The sequence below is a fragment of the Clavibacter sp. A6099 genome (genome assembly GCF_021919125.1).
Taxonomy (GTDB): Bacteria; Actinomycetota; Actinomycetes; order Actinomycetales; family Microbacteriaceae; genus Clavibacter; species Clavibacter seminis.
Genome location: NZ_CP083439.1, coordinates 2,844,405 through 2,860,827 on the forward strand (window position 1 = coordinate 2,844,405; position 16,423 = coordinate 2,860,827).

The 16,423-nt window shown below is 71.7% G+C and carries 18 protein-coding genes; 1 reads left to right on the forward strand and 17 read right to left on the reverse strand.

Annotation, left to right across the window (positions count from 1 at the left end; translation table 11 throughout):
- Positions 1-5: 5 nt before the first annotated feature.
- Entirely contained in the window at positions 6-1,856 is a 1,851-nt protein-coding gene (gene glmS, locus KYT88_RS13395; protein WP_012039265.1) for a glutamine--fructose-6-phosphate transaminase (isomerizing), read from the reverse strand.
- Between the two features lie 149 nt (positions 1,857-2,005).
- Here glmS and coaA point away from each other — a divergent pair, with 149 nt between their 5' ends.
- Complete coding sequence (gene coaA / locus KYT88_RS13400) at positions 2,006-2,965, forward strand: type I pantothenate kinase (RefSeq protein ID WP_043584302.1); 960 nt, start codon at positions 2,006-2,008, stop codon at positions 2,963-2,965.
- Between the two features lie 32 nt (positions 2,966-2,997).
- Here coaA and glmM read toward each other — a convergent pair whose 3' ends face one another.
- From glmM to KYT88_RS13480, 16 genes are all read right to left on the reverse strand, one after another.
- Positions 2,998-4,347 (reverse strand): phosphoglucosamine mutase, encoded by a 1,350-nt coding sequence (glmM, locus tag KYT88_RS13405; protein WP_119374111.1) that lies wholly within the window; start codon positions 4,345-4,347, stop codon positions 2,998-3,000.
- 23 nt (positions 4,348-4,370) lie between these two features.
- Positions 4,371-4,856, reverse strand: coding sequence for a 30S ribosomal protein S9 (gene rpsI, locus KYT88_RS13410; RefSeq protein ID WP_012039268.1), 486 nt, complete (start codon positions 4,854-4,856; stop codon positions 4,371-4,373).
- Positions 4,857-4,906: 50 nt separating this feature from the next.
- On the reverse strand, positions 4,907-5,353 hold the full coding sequence (rplM, locus tag KYT88_RS13415) for a 50S ribosomal protein L13 (RefSeq protein ID WP_012039269.1): 447 nt from the start codon (positions 5,351-5,353) through the stop codon (positions 4,907-4,909).
- A gap of 151 nt (positions 5,354-5,504) precedes the next feature.
- Positions 5,505-6,509 (reverse strand): tRNA pseudouridine(38-40) synthase TruA, encoded by a 1,005-nt coding sequence (gene truA, locus KYT88_RS13420; protein WP_043584303.1) that lies wholly within the window; start codon positions 6,507-6,509, stop codon positions 5,505-5,507.
- Positions 6,506-7,597: a GNAT family N-acetyltransferase gene (locus KYT88_RS13425; RefSeq protein WP_237583681.1), complete on the reverse strand. Its 1,092-nt coding sequence runs from the start codon at positions 7,595-7,597 to the stop codon at positions 6,506-6,508. Before KYT88_RS13425 ends, truA begins: the two co-directional genes overlap by 4 nt.
- 104 nt (positions 7,598-7,701) lie before the next feature.
- A complete protein-coding gene (rplQ, locus tag KYT88_RS13430; protein ID WP_043584305.1) occupies positions 7,702-8,265 on the reverse strand; it encodes a 50S ribosomal protein L17 in 564 nt (187 codons plus the stop codon).
- A gap of 52 nt (positions 8,266-8,317) precedes the next feature.
- Complete coding sequence (locus KYT88_RS13435; protein ID WP_012039273.1) at positions 8,318-9,313, reverse strand: DNA-directed RNA polymerase subunit alpha; 996 nt, start codon at positions 9,311-9,313, stop codon at positions 8,318-8,320.
- Positions 9,314-9,474: 161 nt separating this feature from the next.
- Positions 9,475-9,873 carry a 30S ribosomal protein S11 gene (gene rpsK / locus KYT88_RS13440; RefSeq protein WP_012039274.1) on the reverse strand — a complete coding sequence of 133 codons (399 nt, stop codon included), beginning with the start codon at positions 9,871-9,873 and terminating at the stop codon, positions 9,475-9,477.
- 44 nt (positions 9,874-9,917) lie between these two features.
- Positions 9,918-10,292 (reverse strand): 30S ribosomal protein S13, encoded by a 375-nt coding sequence (rpsM, locus tag KYT88_RS13445; RefSeq protein WP_015491172.1) that lies wholly within the window; start codon positions 10,290-10,292, stop codon positions 9,918-9,920.
- 153 nt (positions 10,293-10,445) lie between these two features.
- Positions 10,446-10,559, reverse strand: coding sequence for a 50S ribosomal protein L36 (gene rpmJ / locus KYT88_RS13450; protein WP_012039276.1), 114 nt, complete (start codon positions 10,557-10,559; stop codon positions 10,446-10,448).
- Positions 10,560-10,631: 72 nt separating this feature from the next.
- A complete protein-coding gene (infA, locus tag KYT88_RS13455) occupies positions 10,632-10,853 on the reverse strand; it encodes a translation initiation factor IF-1 (protein WP_012039277.1) in 222 nt (73 codons plus the stop codon).
- Between the two features lie 241 nt (positions 10,854-11,094).
- Positions 11,095-12,264, reverse strand: a complete 1,170-nt coding sequence (locus KYT88_RS13460) for a mannitol-1-phosphate 5-dehydrogenase (RefSeq protein WP_043584307.1) — start codon at positions 12,262-12,264, stop codon at positions 11,095-11,097.
- On the reverse strand, positions 12,261-12,698 hold the full coding sequence (locus KYT88_RS13465; RefSeq protein ID WP_043584308.1) for a PTS mannitol transporter subunit IIA: 438 nt from the start codon (positions 12,696-12,698) through the stop codon (positions 12,261-12,263). Before KYT88_RS13465 ends, KYT88_RS13460 begins: the two co-directional genes overlap by 4 nt.
- Positions 12,699-12,806: 108 nt before the next feature.
- On the reverse strand, positions 12,807-14,330 hold the full coding sequence (locus KYT88_RS13470; protein WP_043584309.1) for a PTS mannitol transporter subunit IIBC: 1,524 nt from the start codon (positions 14,328-14,330) through the stop codon (positions 12,807-12,809).
- A gap of 94 nt (positions 14,331-14,424) precedes the next feature.
- A complete protein-coding gene (ptsP, locus tag KYT88_RS13475) occupies positions 14,425-16,095 on the reverse strand; it encodes a phosphoenolpyruvate--protein phosphotransferase (protein WP_237583682.1) in 1,671 nt (556 codons plus the stop codon).
- Positions 16,092-16,358, reverse strand: a complete 267-nt coding sequence (locus KYT88_RS13480) for an HPr family phosphocarrier protein (protein WP_012039282.1) — start codon at positions 16,356-16,358, stop codon at positions 16,092-16,094. The genes ptsP and KYT88_RS13480 overlap by 4 nt, the downstream gene beginning before the upstream one ends.
- Positions 16,359-16,423 lie beyond the last annotated feature (65 nt).

The following is a 16,423-nucleotide window of genomic DNA, read 5'->3' on the forward strand; positions in this document are numbered from 1 at the left end:
CGCGGTCACTCGACGGTGACGGACTTCGCGAGGTTGCGCGGCTGGTCGACGTCGAGGCCCTTCGCTGCGGCGAGCTCCATCGCGAAGATCTGCAGCGGCGTCACGGCGAGCAGCGGCTCGAACAGCGGCGCGGCGAGCGGGATCGGGATGACCTCGTCGGCGTGCGGCAGGACGAACGCGTCGCCCTGCTCGGCGATCGCGATGACGCGGGCGCCGCGCGCGCGGATCTCCTCGATGTTGGAGATGACCTTCTTGTGCAGCGCGAGCTGGTGCACGGGGCTCGGCACGATGACGAACACGGGCTGCCCCGGCTCGATCAGCGCGATGGGCCCGTGCTTGAGCTCGCCGGCAGCGAAGCCCTCGGCGTGGATGTAGGCGAGCTCCTTGAGCTTCAACGCGCCCTCGAGCGCCACCGGGAAGCCGACGTTGCGGCCGAGGAACAGCACCGCGCGGGTGTCGGCCATCCACTTCGCGAGCTGGCTGATCTTCTCGCCCTGCTCCACGACGGTGGCGAGCTTCTCCGGCACGGCCAGCAGCTCCTCCGTGTTGGCGACGATCTCGTCGGCCGACAGCGTGCCGCGGATGCGCGCGAGGTGCAGGCCGAAGAGGTACAGCGCGGCGACCTGCGCGACGAACGCCTTCGTGGACGCGACCGCGACCTCCGGGCCCGCGTGCGTGTAGACGACCGCCTCGGACTCGCGCGGGATGGTGGCGCCCTGCGTGTTGCAGATGGAGAGCACGCGCGCCCCGGCCTCGCGGGCGTAGCGGACGGCCAGCAGCGTGTCCATGGTCTCGCCGGACTGGCTGATGGAGATCACGAGCGTGGTGGCGTCGAGCACCGGGTCGCGGTAGCGGAACTCGTGCGCGAGCTCGACCTCCACGGGGACGCGGGCCCACTTCTCGATGGCGTACTTGCCGAGGATCCCCGAGTAGGCGGCGGTGCCGCACGCGACGATGACGATGCGCGAGATCTCGGCGAGGTCGACCTCGCCGATCGCGTCGAGGTCGGGCAGCACGACGACGCCGTCGACGATGCGGCCGCGGAGCGTGTTGGCCACCGCGTCCGGGCCCTCGCTGATCTCCTTCGCCATGAAGCTCGACCAGCCGCCCTTCTCGCTGGCCGACGCGTCCCAGGCGATCTCGAACTCGTGCGTCTCGACGGGCGCGCCGTGGAAGTCGGTGACGGTGACGGAGTCGGGGCGGATGGCGACCATCTGGTCCTGGCCGATCGCGACCGCGCGGCGCGTGAACTCCACGAACGCGGCGACGTCGGATCCGAGGAAGTTCTCGCCGTCGCCCAGCCCGATGACGAGCGGCGAGTTGCGGCGTGCGCCGACCACGAGCCCGGGCTGGTCGCGGTGCACGGCGAGGAGCGTGAACGCGCCCTCGAGCCGGCTCACCGTGTTGCGGAACGCCTGCTCGAGGTCGTGCGTGATGCCGTACTCGCGGCCGAGGAGACGGGCGGCGACCTCGGTGTCCGTGTCGCTCTCGAACGTGTAGCCGTCCGCGAGGAGGTCGTCCTTGAGCTCCGCGAAGTTCTCGATGATCCCGTTGTGGATGAGCGCGAGCTTGCCGTCGTCGCCCAGGTGCGGGTGCGCGTTGCGGTCGGTGGGGCCGCCGTGCGTGGCCCAGCGCGTGTGGCCGATGCCGGTGGATCCGTTCGGCAGCGGCGACGCCTCGAGGTCCTCCAGCAGACGGTCGAGCTTGCCCGCCCGCTTGCGGACGCCGAGCGTGCCGTCCTCGTCGAGCACCGCGACGCCCGCGGAGTCGTAACCCCGGTACTCGAGCCTCCGCAGCCCCCCGAGGAGCACCTCGAGGCTCTTGGACTCACCGACGTATCCCACGATTCCGCACATGGGGCACCACTTTAGCCGTCCGCGTCGGGGTTCCCCTGCGCGGCCGGGCATCGCGGCGCGCCCCAGGCCGGGAGCCTGCTGGGGAGGGACGGCGGGTGGCCGCGGCGCGCTCCGGCCGCCCGCCGACCCCGCCGTAGGATGGGCACGCCATGCCAGACACCGCGACGGGACACCCGACGAGCCACGGCAACGTCTCCCCGTTCGTGGAGATCGCCCGTGCCGACTGGGCGGCCCTCGCGCCCGCCACGCACCTCCCGCTGCGGGAGACGGAGCTGGTGCAGCTGCGCGGCATCGGCGACCGGCTCGACATGCACGAGGTCGAGGACGTGTACCTCCCGCTGAGCCGCCTGCTCAACCTCTACGTCACGGGCACGAAGAAGCTGCACCGGGACACGAGCGCCTTCCTGGGCGAGCGCGCCAAGAGCACGCCGTTCGTCATCGGCGTGGCGGGATCCGTGGCCGTCGGCAAGTCGACCGTCGCCCGCCTCCTGCGCGAGATGCTGGCGCGCTGGGACGACACCCCCCGCGTCGAGCTCGTGACCACCGACGGATTCCTGCACCCGAACGCCGAGCTCGAGCGCCGCGGCCTCATGGAGCGGAAGGGCTTCCCCGAGTCCTACGACCGGCGGGCGCTGCTGCGGTTCGTCACGCAGGTCAAGAGCGGCGTACCCGAGGTCCGCGCGCCGTTCTACTCGCACCTCGCCTACGACATCGTCCCGGGCGCCGAGGTGGTCGTCCGCCAGCCGGACGTCCTCATCATCGAGGGCCTCAACGTGCTCCAGCCGGCGGCGTCCGGCGCGAAGCTCGCCGTCAGCGACCTCTTCGACTTCTCGATCTACGTCGACGCCCGCACCCACGACATCGCGCAGTGGTACGAGGAGCGGTTCCTGAGCCTCCAGCGCGGCGCGTTCAGCAACCCGCGCTCCTACTTCCACCGGTACGCGGAGCTCAGCCCGGCCGAGGCCGTGGCGCGTGCGCGCGGGATCTGGTCGGCCATCAACGAGCCGAACCTCGAGCAGAACATCCGCCCCACCCGCTCGCGCGCGACGCTCGTGCTGCGGAAGGACGCCGACCACTCGGTCGCGAACGTCCTCCTCCGCAAGCTCTGACCCCGACCCGGTCCCGCTGGACGGCGGGAGGGCTAGATGGCCAGGCGCTCCGTCACGAGGGCGGCCAGCTCCTGCGCGTGCCGCTCGGCGGTGGTCTGGTCTGCGGCCTCCACCATCACGCGGATCATCGGCTCGGTGCCCGAGGCGCGCATGAGGATCCGGCCGGTGTCGCCGAGCTCGGCCTCCGCGCGCGCGACGGCCGCGTTCAGCTCGGCGTCGTCGCCCACGCGATCGCGGTCGACGCCGCGCACGTTGATCATCACCTGCGGGTAGACGGTCATCACCGAGGCGAGCTCGTGCAGGCTCTTCCCCGTGGCCGCCATCTCCCCGAGCAGCTGGATCCCCGTGAGGATCCCGTCGCCGGTCGTCGCGTGCTCCGCGATGACGAGGTGGCCCGACTGCTCGCCGCCGAGGGAGTAGCCGCCCTCGTTCATGGCCTCGAGCACGTAGCGGTCGCCGACGCGGGTCTGCATCACGGCGATGTCGTTCTCGGCCATCGCGATGCGGAGGCCGAGGTTGCTCATGACGGTCGCGACGAGCGTCCGCTCCGCCAGCAGGCCGCGGCGGGCCATCGAGAGCGCGAGGACGGCCATGATCTGGTCGCCGTCGATGATGGCGCCCGTGTGGTCGACCGCGAGGCAGCGGTCGGCGTCGCCGTCGTGCGCGATGCCCACGTCCGCGCCGTGCGCGAGGACCGCCTCGGCCAGGAGGTCGAGGTGCGTCGACCCGACCCGGTCGTTGATGTTCATGCCGTCGGGATCGTTGCCGATGACCGTGACGCGCGCGCCCGCGTCCGTGAAGACCTCGGGGCTGATCCCGGCTGCGGCGCCGTGCGCGCAGTCGAGGACCACGTGGATCCCGTCGAGCCGGTGCTGCAGCGTGCCGAGAAGGTGGAGGACGTAGCGGTCCTCGGCGTCCGCGAAGCGGCGGATGCGGCCGACGTCGGCTCCCGTGGGGAGCAGGACGGGCTGGCTCAGCTGCGCCTCGATGCGGTCCTCGAGCTCGTCGGCGAGCTTCCGTCCGCCTGCGGCGAAGAACTTGATCCCGTTGTCGGGAGCGGGGTTGTGCGACGCGGAGATCATCACGCCGAAGTCGGCGTCGAAGTCCGCGATGAGGTACGCCGTGGCCGGCGTCGGGATGACCCCGGCGTCGAACACGTCGACGCCGGAGCTCGCGAGGCCGGCGGCCACGGCCGCCGCGATGAACTCGCCGGACACCCGGGGATCCCGGGCGACGACCGCGATGGGTCGTCGCCCGGCATCCCGGGCGTCCTGGCCGAGCACGTGCGCGGCGGCCTGGGCCAGGCGAAGGGCGAGGTCCGCGGTGATGGTCTCGCCGTTGGCGAGTCCGCGGACGCCGTCCGTGCCGAAGAGCCGGGGCATGAGTGCCGGAGTACCCGAGCGCCTTAGCGCTTCGAGAACTGGGGCGCCTTGCGGGCCTTCTTGAGTCCGGCCTTCTTGCGCTCCTTGACGCGCGCGTCACGGCTGAGGAAGCCGTTCTTCTTCAGCACGGCGCGGTTGTTCTCCTCGTCGATCTCGTTGAGGGCGCGGGCGATGCCGAGGCGCAGGGCGCCGGCCTGGCCGGAGGGGCCGCCGCCGGAGATGCGCGCGACCACGTCGTAGCTGCCGAGGAGGTCGAGCACCTTGAAGGGGTCGTTCACGAGCTGCTGGTGCAGCTTGTTGGGGAAGTAGTCCGCGAACTCACGGCCGTTGACCGTGATCGAGCCGGAGCCGGGGACGAGGCGCACGCGGGCGATGGCCTGCTTGCGTCGTCCGACGGCGCCGCCGGACACGTTGAGGACCGCGCGGGGGGCCTTGGGGGCCTCCTCGTTCGGGGTCTCGGTCGAGAAGCTCTCGGGAGCCACGTCGAGGGAGTCTGAGATCTGAGCCACTGGGTTCGATTCCTTCTGAGGTCTTTGGTCGTCGCTGTCGGCAGCCGGAGCTACTGAGCGACCTGGCCGAGGGTGTACGGGGTGGGCTGCTGAGCAGCGTGGGGGTGCTCGGGGCCCGCGTAGACCTTGAGCTTCTTCAGCTGCGCCGCACCCAGCGAGTTCTTCGGCAGCATGCCGCGGATGGCCTTCTCGACCGCGCGCGTGGGGTGCTTCTCGAGCATCTCGACGTAGGTGGTGGCCGTGAGGCCGCCCGGGTAGCCGGAGTGGCGGTAGGCCAGCTTCTTCTCGAGCTTCTGGCCCGTGAGCGCCACCTTCTCGGCGTTGACGATGATCACGAAGTCGCCCATGTCCATGTGGGGGGCGAACGTGGCCTTGTGCTTGCCGCGCAGGAGCGCGGCGGCGTGGCTGGCGAGACGGCCGAGGACGATGTCCGTGGCGTCGATGACGACCCAGTCGTGCTGGACCTCACTGGCCTTGGGGGAATAGGTGCGCGTCATTGATCTGACTGCCTTCTTTTCGAGGTGAGATGGTCGTGGATCCCGCTCCGTGGGCGTTCTGACGAGAACGCATCCGGTGGAGGGCTCAACCTTGTACGTCGCCGCGCGCATGCGTGCAGACAACCGGTTCAGAGTACGCGATCCGGGACGATCAGGCAATCCCGGGCGTGTCGGCCAGCCGGGCGAGGTCGCGGGCGGCCGTCGCGGCGCCCTCCGAGATCGTGTCCACCTCGTGCGCGCCGCGCCTGGCGCGCGTGATCTCGTTCCGCGCTCGGAGCTCGGCGTCCGGCGGGTAGCCCACCCGCTCGAGCACCAGGCCGCGCGCGGGCATCACGGTGAACTCGCTCGTGCGCTCGCGCAGCTCCAGCAGCTCGCGGAGCCGGGCGACCCCGACGCGGCCGGACGCCGCGGCGACGCACGCGCCGACGAGCGCGCGCACCATGCTGTGGCAGAACGCGTCCGCGCGGACCGCCGCCTCGAGCGCGCCGTCGGCCGCGCGGGTCCAGGTCAGCTCCTGGAGCGTGCGGATGGTCGAGGCCCCCTCGCGCGGCTTGCAGTACGCGGCGAAGTCGTGCAGGCCGAGGAGCGCGTCGGCCGCCTGCTGCAGCACGGCGGCGTCGAGCGCCACCGGCAGCTCCACCGTGCGATGCCGCTGGAGGGGGTCGCGGGGGCCGTCGACGTCGGAGATCCGGTAGCGGTACGCCCGCCAGGTCGCGGAGAAGCGCGCGTCGAACCCGTCGGGGGCGGGGGCGCAGGCGAGCACCACGACGTCGGACCTGGCGCCGAGCACGCCGTTCAGCCGGCGCGCGAGGGCCGCGGCGGCGCGCTCGACGGAGGGGACGTGCGCCCCCTCCCCCGCGTCGGCCTCGGCCGCGCGACCCCGCGGCGGCCGGTCGAGGGACGCGATCTGCGCATCCGTGAGGTCGAGGTGCGCGACCTGCCCGGTCGCGTGGACGCCCGCGTCGGTCCGTCCGGCGACCACGAGCGTCGGCGCCGGCGGCGTGCGCGCGAGCAGCTGCGCGAGCGCGTCCTCGAGCGCGCCCTGCACGGTGCGGAGCCCCGGCTGCTTCGCCCAGCCGGCGAAGCCCGTGCCGTCGTACGCGATGTCGAGGCGGAGGCGCGCGCAGGCGTCCCCCGCCTCGGCATCCGCGCTCATCGGGCGGCGGATCCCCGCGGCGGCGTCATGCCGACCTCGCGCTCGTACACGGCCGAGCGGCTCGCCTGCGTGAAGCCGAGGTGCTCGTACAGGTCGAGCGCGCCGGTGGGGCTGTCGGAGTCGACGTCGAGGACGGCGCGCTGGACGCCCTCCGCGGCGGACCCCGCGAGCGCGGTGGACAGGAGCGCCTGCGCGAGGCGGCGGCCGCGGAACTCGCGCCGCACGCCGACGAGGGCGATGTAGGTGGACGTGTAGCCCGCGGCCTCCCAGTTGTCCGGGTAGGCCTCCGCCATCGCGAACCCGGCGACCACGGCGTCCTCGCCGTCGCCCGTCACCGCGATGACCGAGAGGTCGTGGCGCGCGGTCGGCAGCGACAGGTACGCGTCCCAGCGCTCGACGCTGACGGGCTCGGATCCCCAGTGGTCGCGGAACGCCTCGTTCTTCGCGAGCCGCGTGCGCTCCCACCACTCGCGCGTGACGGGGATGAGGCGGAGGCCCTCGGGCGCCGGCACGTCGGGCAGCTCCGTCCCGAGGTCGCGGTGCATCTCGATGAAGTAGCGGCTCGGGGTGAACCCGCGCGACTCGAGGAGGGCGACGTGGCCCGCGGAGTCGACCTGCACGTCCGCCCCCATGAGCGTCGGGACCGGCTCCTCGATGTGCGGGGCGGGCTGGGCCACGGCGAGGGACTGCGTGGCGCGCGCGATCTGCCAGTCGAGCAGCCGTCCGCCGATGCCGCGTCGCCGGGCGTCGGGGCGGACCGAGCCGGACACGTTCGCGCGGACGGCGGTCTCGTCATCCGGCTTGACGACGGCGACGCCCTCGGCCACGAGGCGCCCGTCGGCGTCGACGGCCACGATCGTGTCGCGCGCGAGGTCGACGAAGGAGAAGCCCTGCGCCATCACGATCTCGTCGCGGGTGGCGCGGTATTCCGGGTGGTCGGCGTCGGCCACGAGGCCCGAGAGCTCGACGAGCGCGTCGACGTCGCCAGGGGAGATCGGTCGCCACGTGATCCCCTCCGGCCCCTCGGGGAGCGGGATCGGCGCGGTGGAGGAGGGATCGTCCGGCATGGTCGTGCTGCTGTCGGTCATCCGTCCAGGGTACCGGGACCGCGTGAGCCGCCGCCGGGCCGTCCGGACGCACGAGAGCCCCCGTCGCGCAGGGCGGCGGGGGCTCTCGGGATGGTGCGGTGCTGCTACTTGTCGGACTTCTCCGCGGCGTCGGCCTCGACCTCGGCGGCGGCCTCGTCGGTCGCCTCCGCGGGGGTCTCGTCGGTGTGCTCGACGGCGTCGGTCTCCTCGACCGGCACGTCGGACTCCTCCGTGGGTGCCTCGGCGACCGGGGCCGCGGCGGCCGGAGCCGTCGCGGTGGAGGTGCGCGAGGAGCGGACCTTCGGGGTCACGGGCTCGAGCACGAGCTCGATCTGCACCATGGGGGCGTTGTCGCCCTTGCGGAAGCCGAGCTTCGTGATGCGGGTGTAGCCGCCGTCGCGCTCGGCGACGAGGGGCGCGATCTCCGTGAAGAGCTCGTGCACGACGCTCTTCGAGGGGATGATGCCCATGACGCGGCGGCGGGCGTGCAGGTCGCCGCGCTTGGCGAACGTCACGAGGCGCTCGGCGACGGGACGCAGGCGCTTGGCCTTCGTCTCGGTCGTCTTGATGGACTTGTGCTCGAAGAGGCTCTGGGCCAGGTTCGCGAGCATGAGGCGCTCGTGCGCCGGGCCGCCTCCGAGGCGGGGACCCTTGGTGGGCTTGGGCATGGTCTTGTCTCCGTAAGTGTCGAAAGAAGGCGTACGGCCGAGGCCGGACGGATCAGTTGGTGGTGGTCTCGTCCTCGTCGTAGCTGTAGTAGTGCGCGCCGTCGAAGCCGGGGACGGCGTCCTTCAGCGACAGACCGAGCTCGACCAGCTTGTCCTTGACCTCATCCACCGACTTCTGTCCGAAGTTGCGGATGTTCATGAGCTGCGTCTCCGAGAGGGCGACGAGCTCGCTGACGTTGTTGATGCCCTCGCGCTTGAGGCAGTTGTACGACCGCACCGAGAGGTCGAGGTCCTCGATGGGCATCGACAGCTCGGAGCTGAGGACGGCGTCGACCGGCGCGGGGCCGATCTCGATGCCCTCTGCGGCCGAGTTGAGCTCGCGCGCCAGGCCGAACAGCTCGGTGAGCGTGCGGCCGGCGGACGCGATGGCGTCGCGCGGCGTGATGGCCGACTTCGTCTCGACGTCGACCACGAGGCGGTCGAAGTCGGTGCGCTCGCCGGCACGGGTGGCCTCGACGCGGTAGGTGACCTTGAGCACGGGCGAGTAGATCGAGTCGACCGGGATCTGGCCCGCCTCGCTGAACTCGCTGCGGTTCTGGGTCGCCGAGACGTAGCCGCGGCCGCGCTCGATCGTGAGCTCCAGCTCGAACTTCGCCTTCTCGTTGAGCGTGGCGATGACTAGCTCGGGGTTGTGGATCTCGACGCCGGCCGGAGCCGAGATGTCGGCGGCCGTGACCTGGCCAGCACCCTGCTTGCGCAGGTACGCGGTGATCGGCTCGTCGTGCTCGCTCGAGACGACGAGGCCCTTGATGTTGAGGATGATCTCGGTCACGTCCTCCTTCACGCCGGGGACGGTGCTGAACTCGTGCAGCACGCCGTCGATCCGGATGCTGGTGACGGCCGCGCCGGGGATGGACGAGAGGAGCGTGCGGCGGAGCGAGTTGCCGAGCGTGTAGCCGAAGCCGGGCTCGAGCGGCTCGATGACGAACCGCGAGCGGAACTCCGAGATGGACTCCTCGGTGAGGGTGGGGCGCTGCGCAATGAGCACTGTGTTGTTTCCTTTCGGCGAGGCGTCCGCTATATGACGCCTGCGATGCCCCCCGGGTGGCGGCCCGGGCGGGTAGTGAATTGGTCGATCGGACACACGGCGGATCGGCCGACGCCGTCCCCTCCTGGTGGAGCGGGACGGCAGCGGCCGATCAGCGCGAGCTAGACGCGGCGGCGCTTGGGCGGGCGGCAGCCGTTGTGCGCCTGCGGGGTGACGTCGTTGATCGAGCCCACCTCGAGGCCGGCGGCCTGGAGCGAGCGGATCGCGGTCTCGCGGCCGGAGCCGGGTCCCTTGACGAACACGTCGACCTTCTTCATGCCGTGCTCCTGCGCCTGGCGGGCGGCCGACTCGGCGGCGAGCTGTGCGGCGAACGGCGTCGACTTGCGCGAGCCGTTGTAGCCGACGACGCCCGAGGACGCCCAGCTGATGACGGCACCGGTGGGGTCCGTGATCGAGACGATGGTGTTGTTGAAGGTGCTCTTGATGTGGGCCTGGCCCACGGCGATGTTCTTCTTGTCCTTGCGGCGCGGCTTGCGAACAGCCGACTTGGGTGCTGCCATGGAATTCTCCTGTGTCTACGGGTGGCGAGGCGCGGGCCGAAGGCCTAGCGCGCCTTCTTCTTGCCGGCTACGGTGCGCTTCGGGCCCTTGCGGGTGCGAGCGTTGGTCTTCGTGCGCTGCCCGTGGACAGGGAGGCCGCGGCGGTGGCGGATGCCCTCGTAGCTGCCGATCTCGACCTTGCGTCGGATGTCGGCGGCCACCTCGCGGCGGAGGTCGCCCTCCACCTTGAAGTTCCCGTCGATGTAGTCGCGGAGGGCGATGAGCTGGTCGTCGCTCAGGTCCTTGACGCGGATGTTCTTGTCGATGCCGGTGTCCTCGAGGGTCTTGACGCTCGAGGTGCGGCCGACGCCGTAGATGTACGTGAGTGCGATCTCGACGCGCTTGTCGCGCGGGAGGTCGACGCCTGCTAGACGTGCCATTGAGGCTTCTCCTGGTGATGGATGGAGGTCTGCAGCAGAGCCTGTGCATCGGCCTCCGACCGATGGTGTCCCCCGGATCCCTCAGGACCCCGGCTTCCGGCGCTGCTGTCGTTCTTCTTCAGGTGGTGCGGTGGTGCCGTGCGGTCGTGCTGACTAGCCCTGGACCTGCTTGTGGCGGGGGTTGTCGCAGATGACGCGCACGCGGCCGTTGCGTCGGATGACCTTGCACTTCTCGCAGATCCTCTTGACGCTGGGGTTGACCTTCATGATGCTTCCTTGCTTTCGTTCTCGCTGGCCTCGTGCCGCCGCGGATGCGGGGCCGTTCCTTGTGCAGCAGGCCTACTTGTAGCGGTAGACGATCCGGCCGCGGGTGAGGTCGTACGGGCTCAGCTCCACGATCACGCGGTCCTCGGGGAGGATGCGGATGTAGTGCTGACGCATCTTGCCCGAGATGTGGGCGAGGACCTTGTGCCCGTTGCTCAGCTCAACGCGGAACATCGCGTTCGGCAGAGCTTCGACAACTCCGCCTTCGATCTCGATGACGCCGTCTTTCTTGGCCATATACTCACTGTCGCTAGAGGTGGTGTCTGCTGTTCGTGCGGATGCGCATCATGGTGAGACGCAGATGCCGGGCACGCCGGGAGGCGGCCGAGCACCAAGGGTCGAGAGTACGGCATCCCCGGGCGTGTCGCAATTCTCCCCGCGTGTCGCGGGCGGATCCGCGGATCCTGCGCTAGCGGACGCACGACGGGCCGGACGGTCGCCCGTCCGGCCCGTGCCCGTGGTGCTCTCGCTGCGACGGCTACGCGCGGTGGCGCGGGGCGCTGCGGCGGTCGGCCTGCGCGGCGTCGACGACGGCGACGAGGTCGGCCGTCAGCGGGTGCTGGTCGTCCAGGCCCGTCACGCGGCGCACGAGGTCGGCGGCCGTGTCGGTCGCGAGCAGCCCCTGCAGCTCGAGCGCCTGCGGGTCCCCCGCCGGGTCGAAGCGGAGCGCCTGCCCCATCGCGCGCACCAGGGCCTCGTGCGGGAGCCCGCGCTCGGCGAGCTGCGACGCGGGACCCACGAAGCGCTCCTCGCGGGAGAGCTTGCGAAGGGGCTGGCGGCCGACGCGCTCGACGGTGTCCGCGAGGGCCGCGTTGGCGAAGCGCGCGAGGTTCTTCGCGCGGTACGCCGCCTGCTCCCCCTCGTCGAGCCCGTGCTTCGCGACGAGCAGCGCGCTCGTCTCCTCGAGCACCTGGCGGACCTCGTCGGCGACCTCGGGGATCGCCATCGCGTCCGACTGGCTCACGGCGCCGCGCGCGTAGCCGTGGTAGGCGACGGTCGCGTGGCCCGTGTTCACGGTGAAGAGCTTCCGCTCGATGTAGGGCGCGAGGTCGTCGACGAACGTGGCGCCGGCGATCTCGGGCACGGCGTCGCCGAACGGCGTGCGCTCCACGACCCACTCCGAGAAGTCCTCGACGGTCACGTCCAGGCCCGCGGCGGGATCCTGGTTCGGCACGATGCGGTCGACGGCCGTGTTCGCGAAGACCGCGCGTCCGAGGGCGACGGTCTCGTCGCCGAGCGCCTTCGCGATCTCGTCGCGGAGGGTGTCGGTCGCGTTGATCGCGTTCTCGCACGCCATGACGGCGACGGGGCCGAGGTCGGCCGAGCGCGCGCGGAGGCCGGCGGCGATCGCGGGGGCGACGAAGCGGAGGATGTTGGGGCCCACGGCCGTCGTCACGACATCGGCCGTCGCGATCTCGGCGATGAGCGCCTCGCCGTCGGCGGCGCTGTCGATCGCCCGGAACCCGGTGACCGTCCAGTCGCGCGCGTGCGGGCCGACCTCGGTCACGCGGTAGGAGTCGGCGGACGCGAGGTGCCCGATGAGCTCGGCGTTGACGTCGGCGAAGACGACCTCGTAGCCGGCCTCGTGCAGGATCAGCCCGACGAAGCCGCGGCCGATGTTGCCGGCGCCGAAGTGGACGGCCTTCACGCCTCGTTCACCTCGGCCAGGAGGGCGTAGAGCGCCTCGGCGTCGGGGGCGTCGACGAGCTTCTGCACCTCGTCGTCGTCGCTGAAGATGATCGCGATCTTGCTGAGGATGTCGAGGTGGCCGTTGTCCTTGCCGGCGATGCCGACGACGAAGCGCACCTCGTTGCCCGCCCAGTCGATGGGGGCGTCGTAGCGGACGAAGGAGAGGGCGGAGTCGAGGATCGTGTCCTTGCCCTCGTTGGTGCCGTGCGGGATCGCGAGGAGGTTGCCCATGTAGGTCGACACGCTCTTCTCGCGCTCGAGCATGAACCCCTGGTACTCGGGGGTGACGGCGCCCGCGGCGACGAGGATGCCCGCCGCCTCGGCGATGGCCTCCTCCACGCTCGACGCGGTGCCGCTGACGCGGATCTGGGCGGGTTCGAGGACGTTCGACATGGTGCTCCTGACGTGTGTGCGTGGTGCGGGGGCCGGGTGCCTTCCAGCATGGCCCGGCCCCCGCGGTGCGGTGGTGCGGGGTCCGCCGCGAGGGCGGACCCCGGATGATCAGCTCTCCGAGCGCTGCTTCTGGACCAGCTCCACGATCTCGTCGTAGCGCGGCGAGTTCATGAAGTTGTCGACGGAGACGTGCTCGGAGGACGGGCTCTTCTCGCGGGCGCGGTCGGTGAGCTCGCGCTGCGTGATCACGAGGTCGGCCGTGCCGTCGAGGGCCGCGATCGCCTTGTTGACGACCGTGACGTCGGTGACGCCCGCCTTCTTCATCTTGTTGCGGAGCACCGAGGCGCCCATGGCGGACGAGCCCATGCCGGCGTCGCAGGCGAACACGATGTCGGTGATCCGCGTCGTCGTGGCGGTGCCCGTGCCGGTCGCGCTCGCGCCGTCGGCGAGGCCGCCGACCGTACCCGCGGTGCCGGTCTCGGCGCCGAGGCCGGAGAGGATCGAGGACTCCTTGCCCTTGTTGGCCTGCGTCGCCTGGACCGCGGCGCCGAAGTCGCCGTCGGTCTTCTTGCCGGTGCGGAGGATGACCGCCGCGATGACGAAGGTGACGGCCGCGGAGATGATGACCGAGAGGATCACGCCGGGGAAGCTGTTGCGCTCGGTCTGGCCGAGCACGGCGATGATGCTGCCGGGCGATGCCGGGCCGCGGAGGCCGGAGCCGAACGCGACGTTGGTCGCGACGCCCGAGGCGCCACCCGCGATGACCGCGAGGAACAGGAGCGGCTTGGAGAGCACGTACGGGAAGTAGATCTCGTGGATGCCGCCGACGAACTGGATGAGGATCGCGCCGGGGGCCGTGCTGCGGGCGACGCCCGCGCCGAAGATCGTGAACGCGAGGAGCACGCCGAGGCCGGGGCCGGGGTTCGCCTCGAGCAGGAACAGGATGCTCTTGCCCGTGCGGGTCGCCTCCTCGGTCCCGAGCGGCGTGAGGATGCCCTGGTTGATGGCGTTGTTGAGGAACAGGACCTTGGCCGGCTCGATCACGATGCTCGTGAGAGGCAGCAGGCCGTTGTCGACGAGGAAGCCGACGCCGCCGCCGAGGACCGACGTGATGCCGCGGATCACCGGGGTGAGGCCGAAGAAGGCGCCGATCGCGAAGATCGCGCCGAGGATGCCGGCGGAGAAGTTGTTGACCAGCATCTCGAAGCCGGGGCGGATCCGGTCGATCCAGAGCCGCTCGATGACCTTGAGCAGGTACGCCGCGAGCGGGCCCGTGATCATGGCGCCGAGGAACATCGGGCTGCCGCCCTCGAAGTAGGGCTCGCCGATGGTGCCGACGATGACGCCCATGGTCGCGATGCTCGCGACGACGCCGCCGCGCGCGTCGTAGACCATGCGGCCTCCGGTGTTCGCGATCAGCAGCGGGAGGAGGAAGTACAGCACGGGCGCGACGAGGCCGGCGAGCTGCTCGTTGGGCAGGTAGCCGTCCGGGATGAACAGGGCCGTGAGGAGGCCCCAGGCGATGAACGCCGCGATGTTCGGCATGATCATGCCGCTGAGGAACGTGCCGAACTTCTGCACGCCGAGCCGCACGGACTGTCCCGTGCTGCGGGTGGGTGACGTCGTCGTCATGGGGTGGTGCTCCTGTCGTGGTGGTGGCGGGCCTGCTGCGGCCCGCCGTGCTGCGGGTGAGGGATGTGCGGTGCGGCTGGGCCGGTGGTGCGGGTCAGACGGTGGCGGGCGCCGATGCCGCGGTGACCGCGGCGCGCGCCTCGACGGCGCTGTCGGCGGCGAGGGCGACGGCGGCCAGGGCCTCCGCCTCCTCGCGCGTGTGGAGGGCGAGCTCGGCGCGCACGTCGGCGAGGGCCGCGGGCGACATCGAGAGGCTGGTGGCGCCGAGGCCGACGAGCACGACGGCGAGCAGCGGGTCCGCCGCGGCCTCGCCGCAGATGCCCACGGGCTTGCCGAGCGCGCGGCCGGCGGTGCCGACCTCCTGCACGAGGCGGAGGACGGCGGGGTGCCACGGGTCCTGGAACGCGGCCACGGATCCCAGCAGCCGGTCGGCCGCGAGCGTGTACTGCGTGAGGTCGTTGGTGCCGATGCTCGCGAAGTCGGCGTTGGCGAGGATCCGGTCGGCGAGGAGCGCCGAGGACGGGACCTCGACCATCACGCCGACCGTCTTCAGGCCGAGCTCGCGGCCGAGGGCCGTGAAGTAGCGCGCCTCCTCGACGGTCGAGACCATGGGCGCCATGACCCACAGGTCGGAGTCAGTGGCGGCGTCGGCCTGCGCCAGCGCGGTGAGCTGGTCGCGGAGGATCTGCTCGTTCGCCCGCAGCGCGCGGAGGCCGCGGAGGCCGAGGGCCGGGTTCTCCTCGTCGGCGTCGTTGAGGAAGCTCAGCGGCTTGTCGGCGCCGGCGTCGAGCGCGCGGACGACGACCTTCTGCCCCGGGAACGCCTCGAGCAGGCGCGTGTAGTGCGCGCGCTGCTCGTCGACGGTCGGCGCGCTCGTGGCGTCGAGGAAGAGGAACTCGGTGCGGAAGAGACCGACGCCCTCTGCACCCTTCTCGACCGCGTCTGCCGCGCCGTCGGCGGATCCGAGGTTGGCGAGCAGCGGGATCGCGGTGCCGTCGGCGAGCGCGCCGGGGCCGGTGGGCACGTCGACCCGGGCCTTCCGTGCCGCGATGGCGTCGCGCGCGGCGGACTCCTCGTCGGCGCTCGGGTCGACGGTGACGGCGCCCGTGAGCGCGTCGACCACGACGGTCTCGCCGTCGGCGAGGTCCTTCGCGGCCGCGACGCCGACGACCGCGACGATGGCCTTCTCGCGGGCGAGGATCGCGGTGTGCGAGGTCGGGCCGCCGTCGGTCGTGATGAGGGCGAGGACCTTGTCGAGGTCGAGGAGCGCGGTGTCGGCGGGGGCGAGGTCGCGGGCGACGAGCACGAAGGCGTGGTCGGGATCCGGCACGCCGGGGGCGGCGACGCCCTGCAGGTGCGCGACGACGCGCTGCGAGACGTCGTCGAGGTCGGTGGCGCGCTCCCCCATGTAGCCGCCCATGCTGAGCAGCAGGTCGCGGAAGCCGGCGAACGCCTCGTGCACGGCGCGCTCGGCGGTGCGGCCCGTCGCGAGGCGCGCGGTGATGTCGTCGACGAGCGTGGGGTCCTCGGCCATGAAGGCCTGCGCCTCGAGCACGTCCTTGGCGGCGCCGCCGGCCTTCTCCCCGCGGATGCGGATGTCGGCGGCCGTCGCGGCGAGCGACGCGCTCACGCGGATCCGCTCCTCGTCGGCGGTCAGGGTGCTCGCGGTGTCGGCGGGCTCGGGCAGCGGGTCGGGCATGCGGACGACGGGTCCGACGGCGGATCCCCGGCCGATGCCGATGCCGTTCAGGGTGCGGGAGCTCATGCGGCGTCCAGGTCGGACTCGAGGAGCGTCGCGAGGTCGGTGACGACCTGCTCGGCGTTCTCGCCCTCGGCGGAGACGACGACCTCGTCGCCCGTGTCGACGCCCAGGGAGATCACGCCGAGGATGCTGGCCGCGTTGACGCTGCGGTCGCCCTTGGCGAGCTGCACGGGGATCCCGGCCTTCGCGGCGGCCTGCGTGAACAGCGAGGCGGGGCGGGCGTGCAGCCCGTGCGACGAGGCGATGGTGACGGTGCGTTCTGCCATGGTGGCTCCTTCGGTCGGCCCCGGCGGGGGCCCTGGTGGGCGGTCGTCATGCGGTCGTGCGGGTA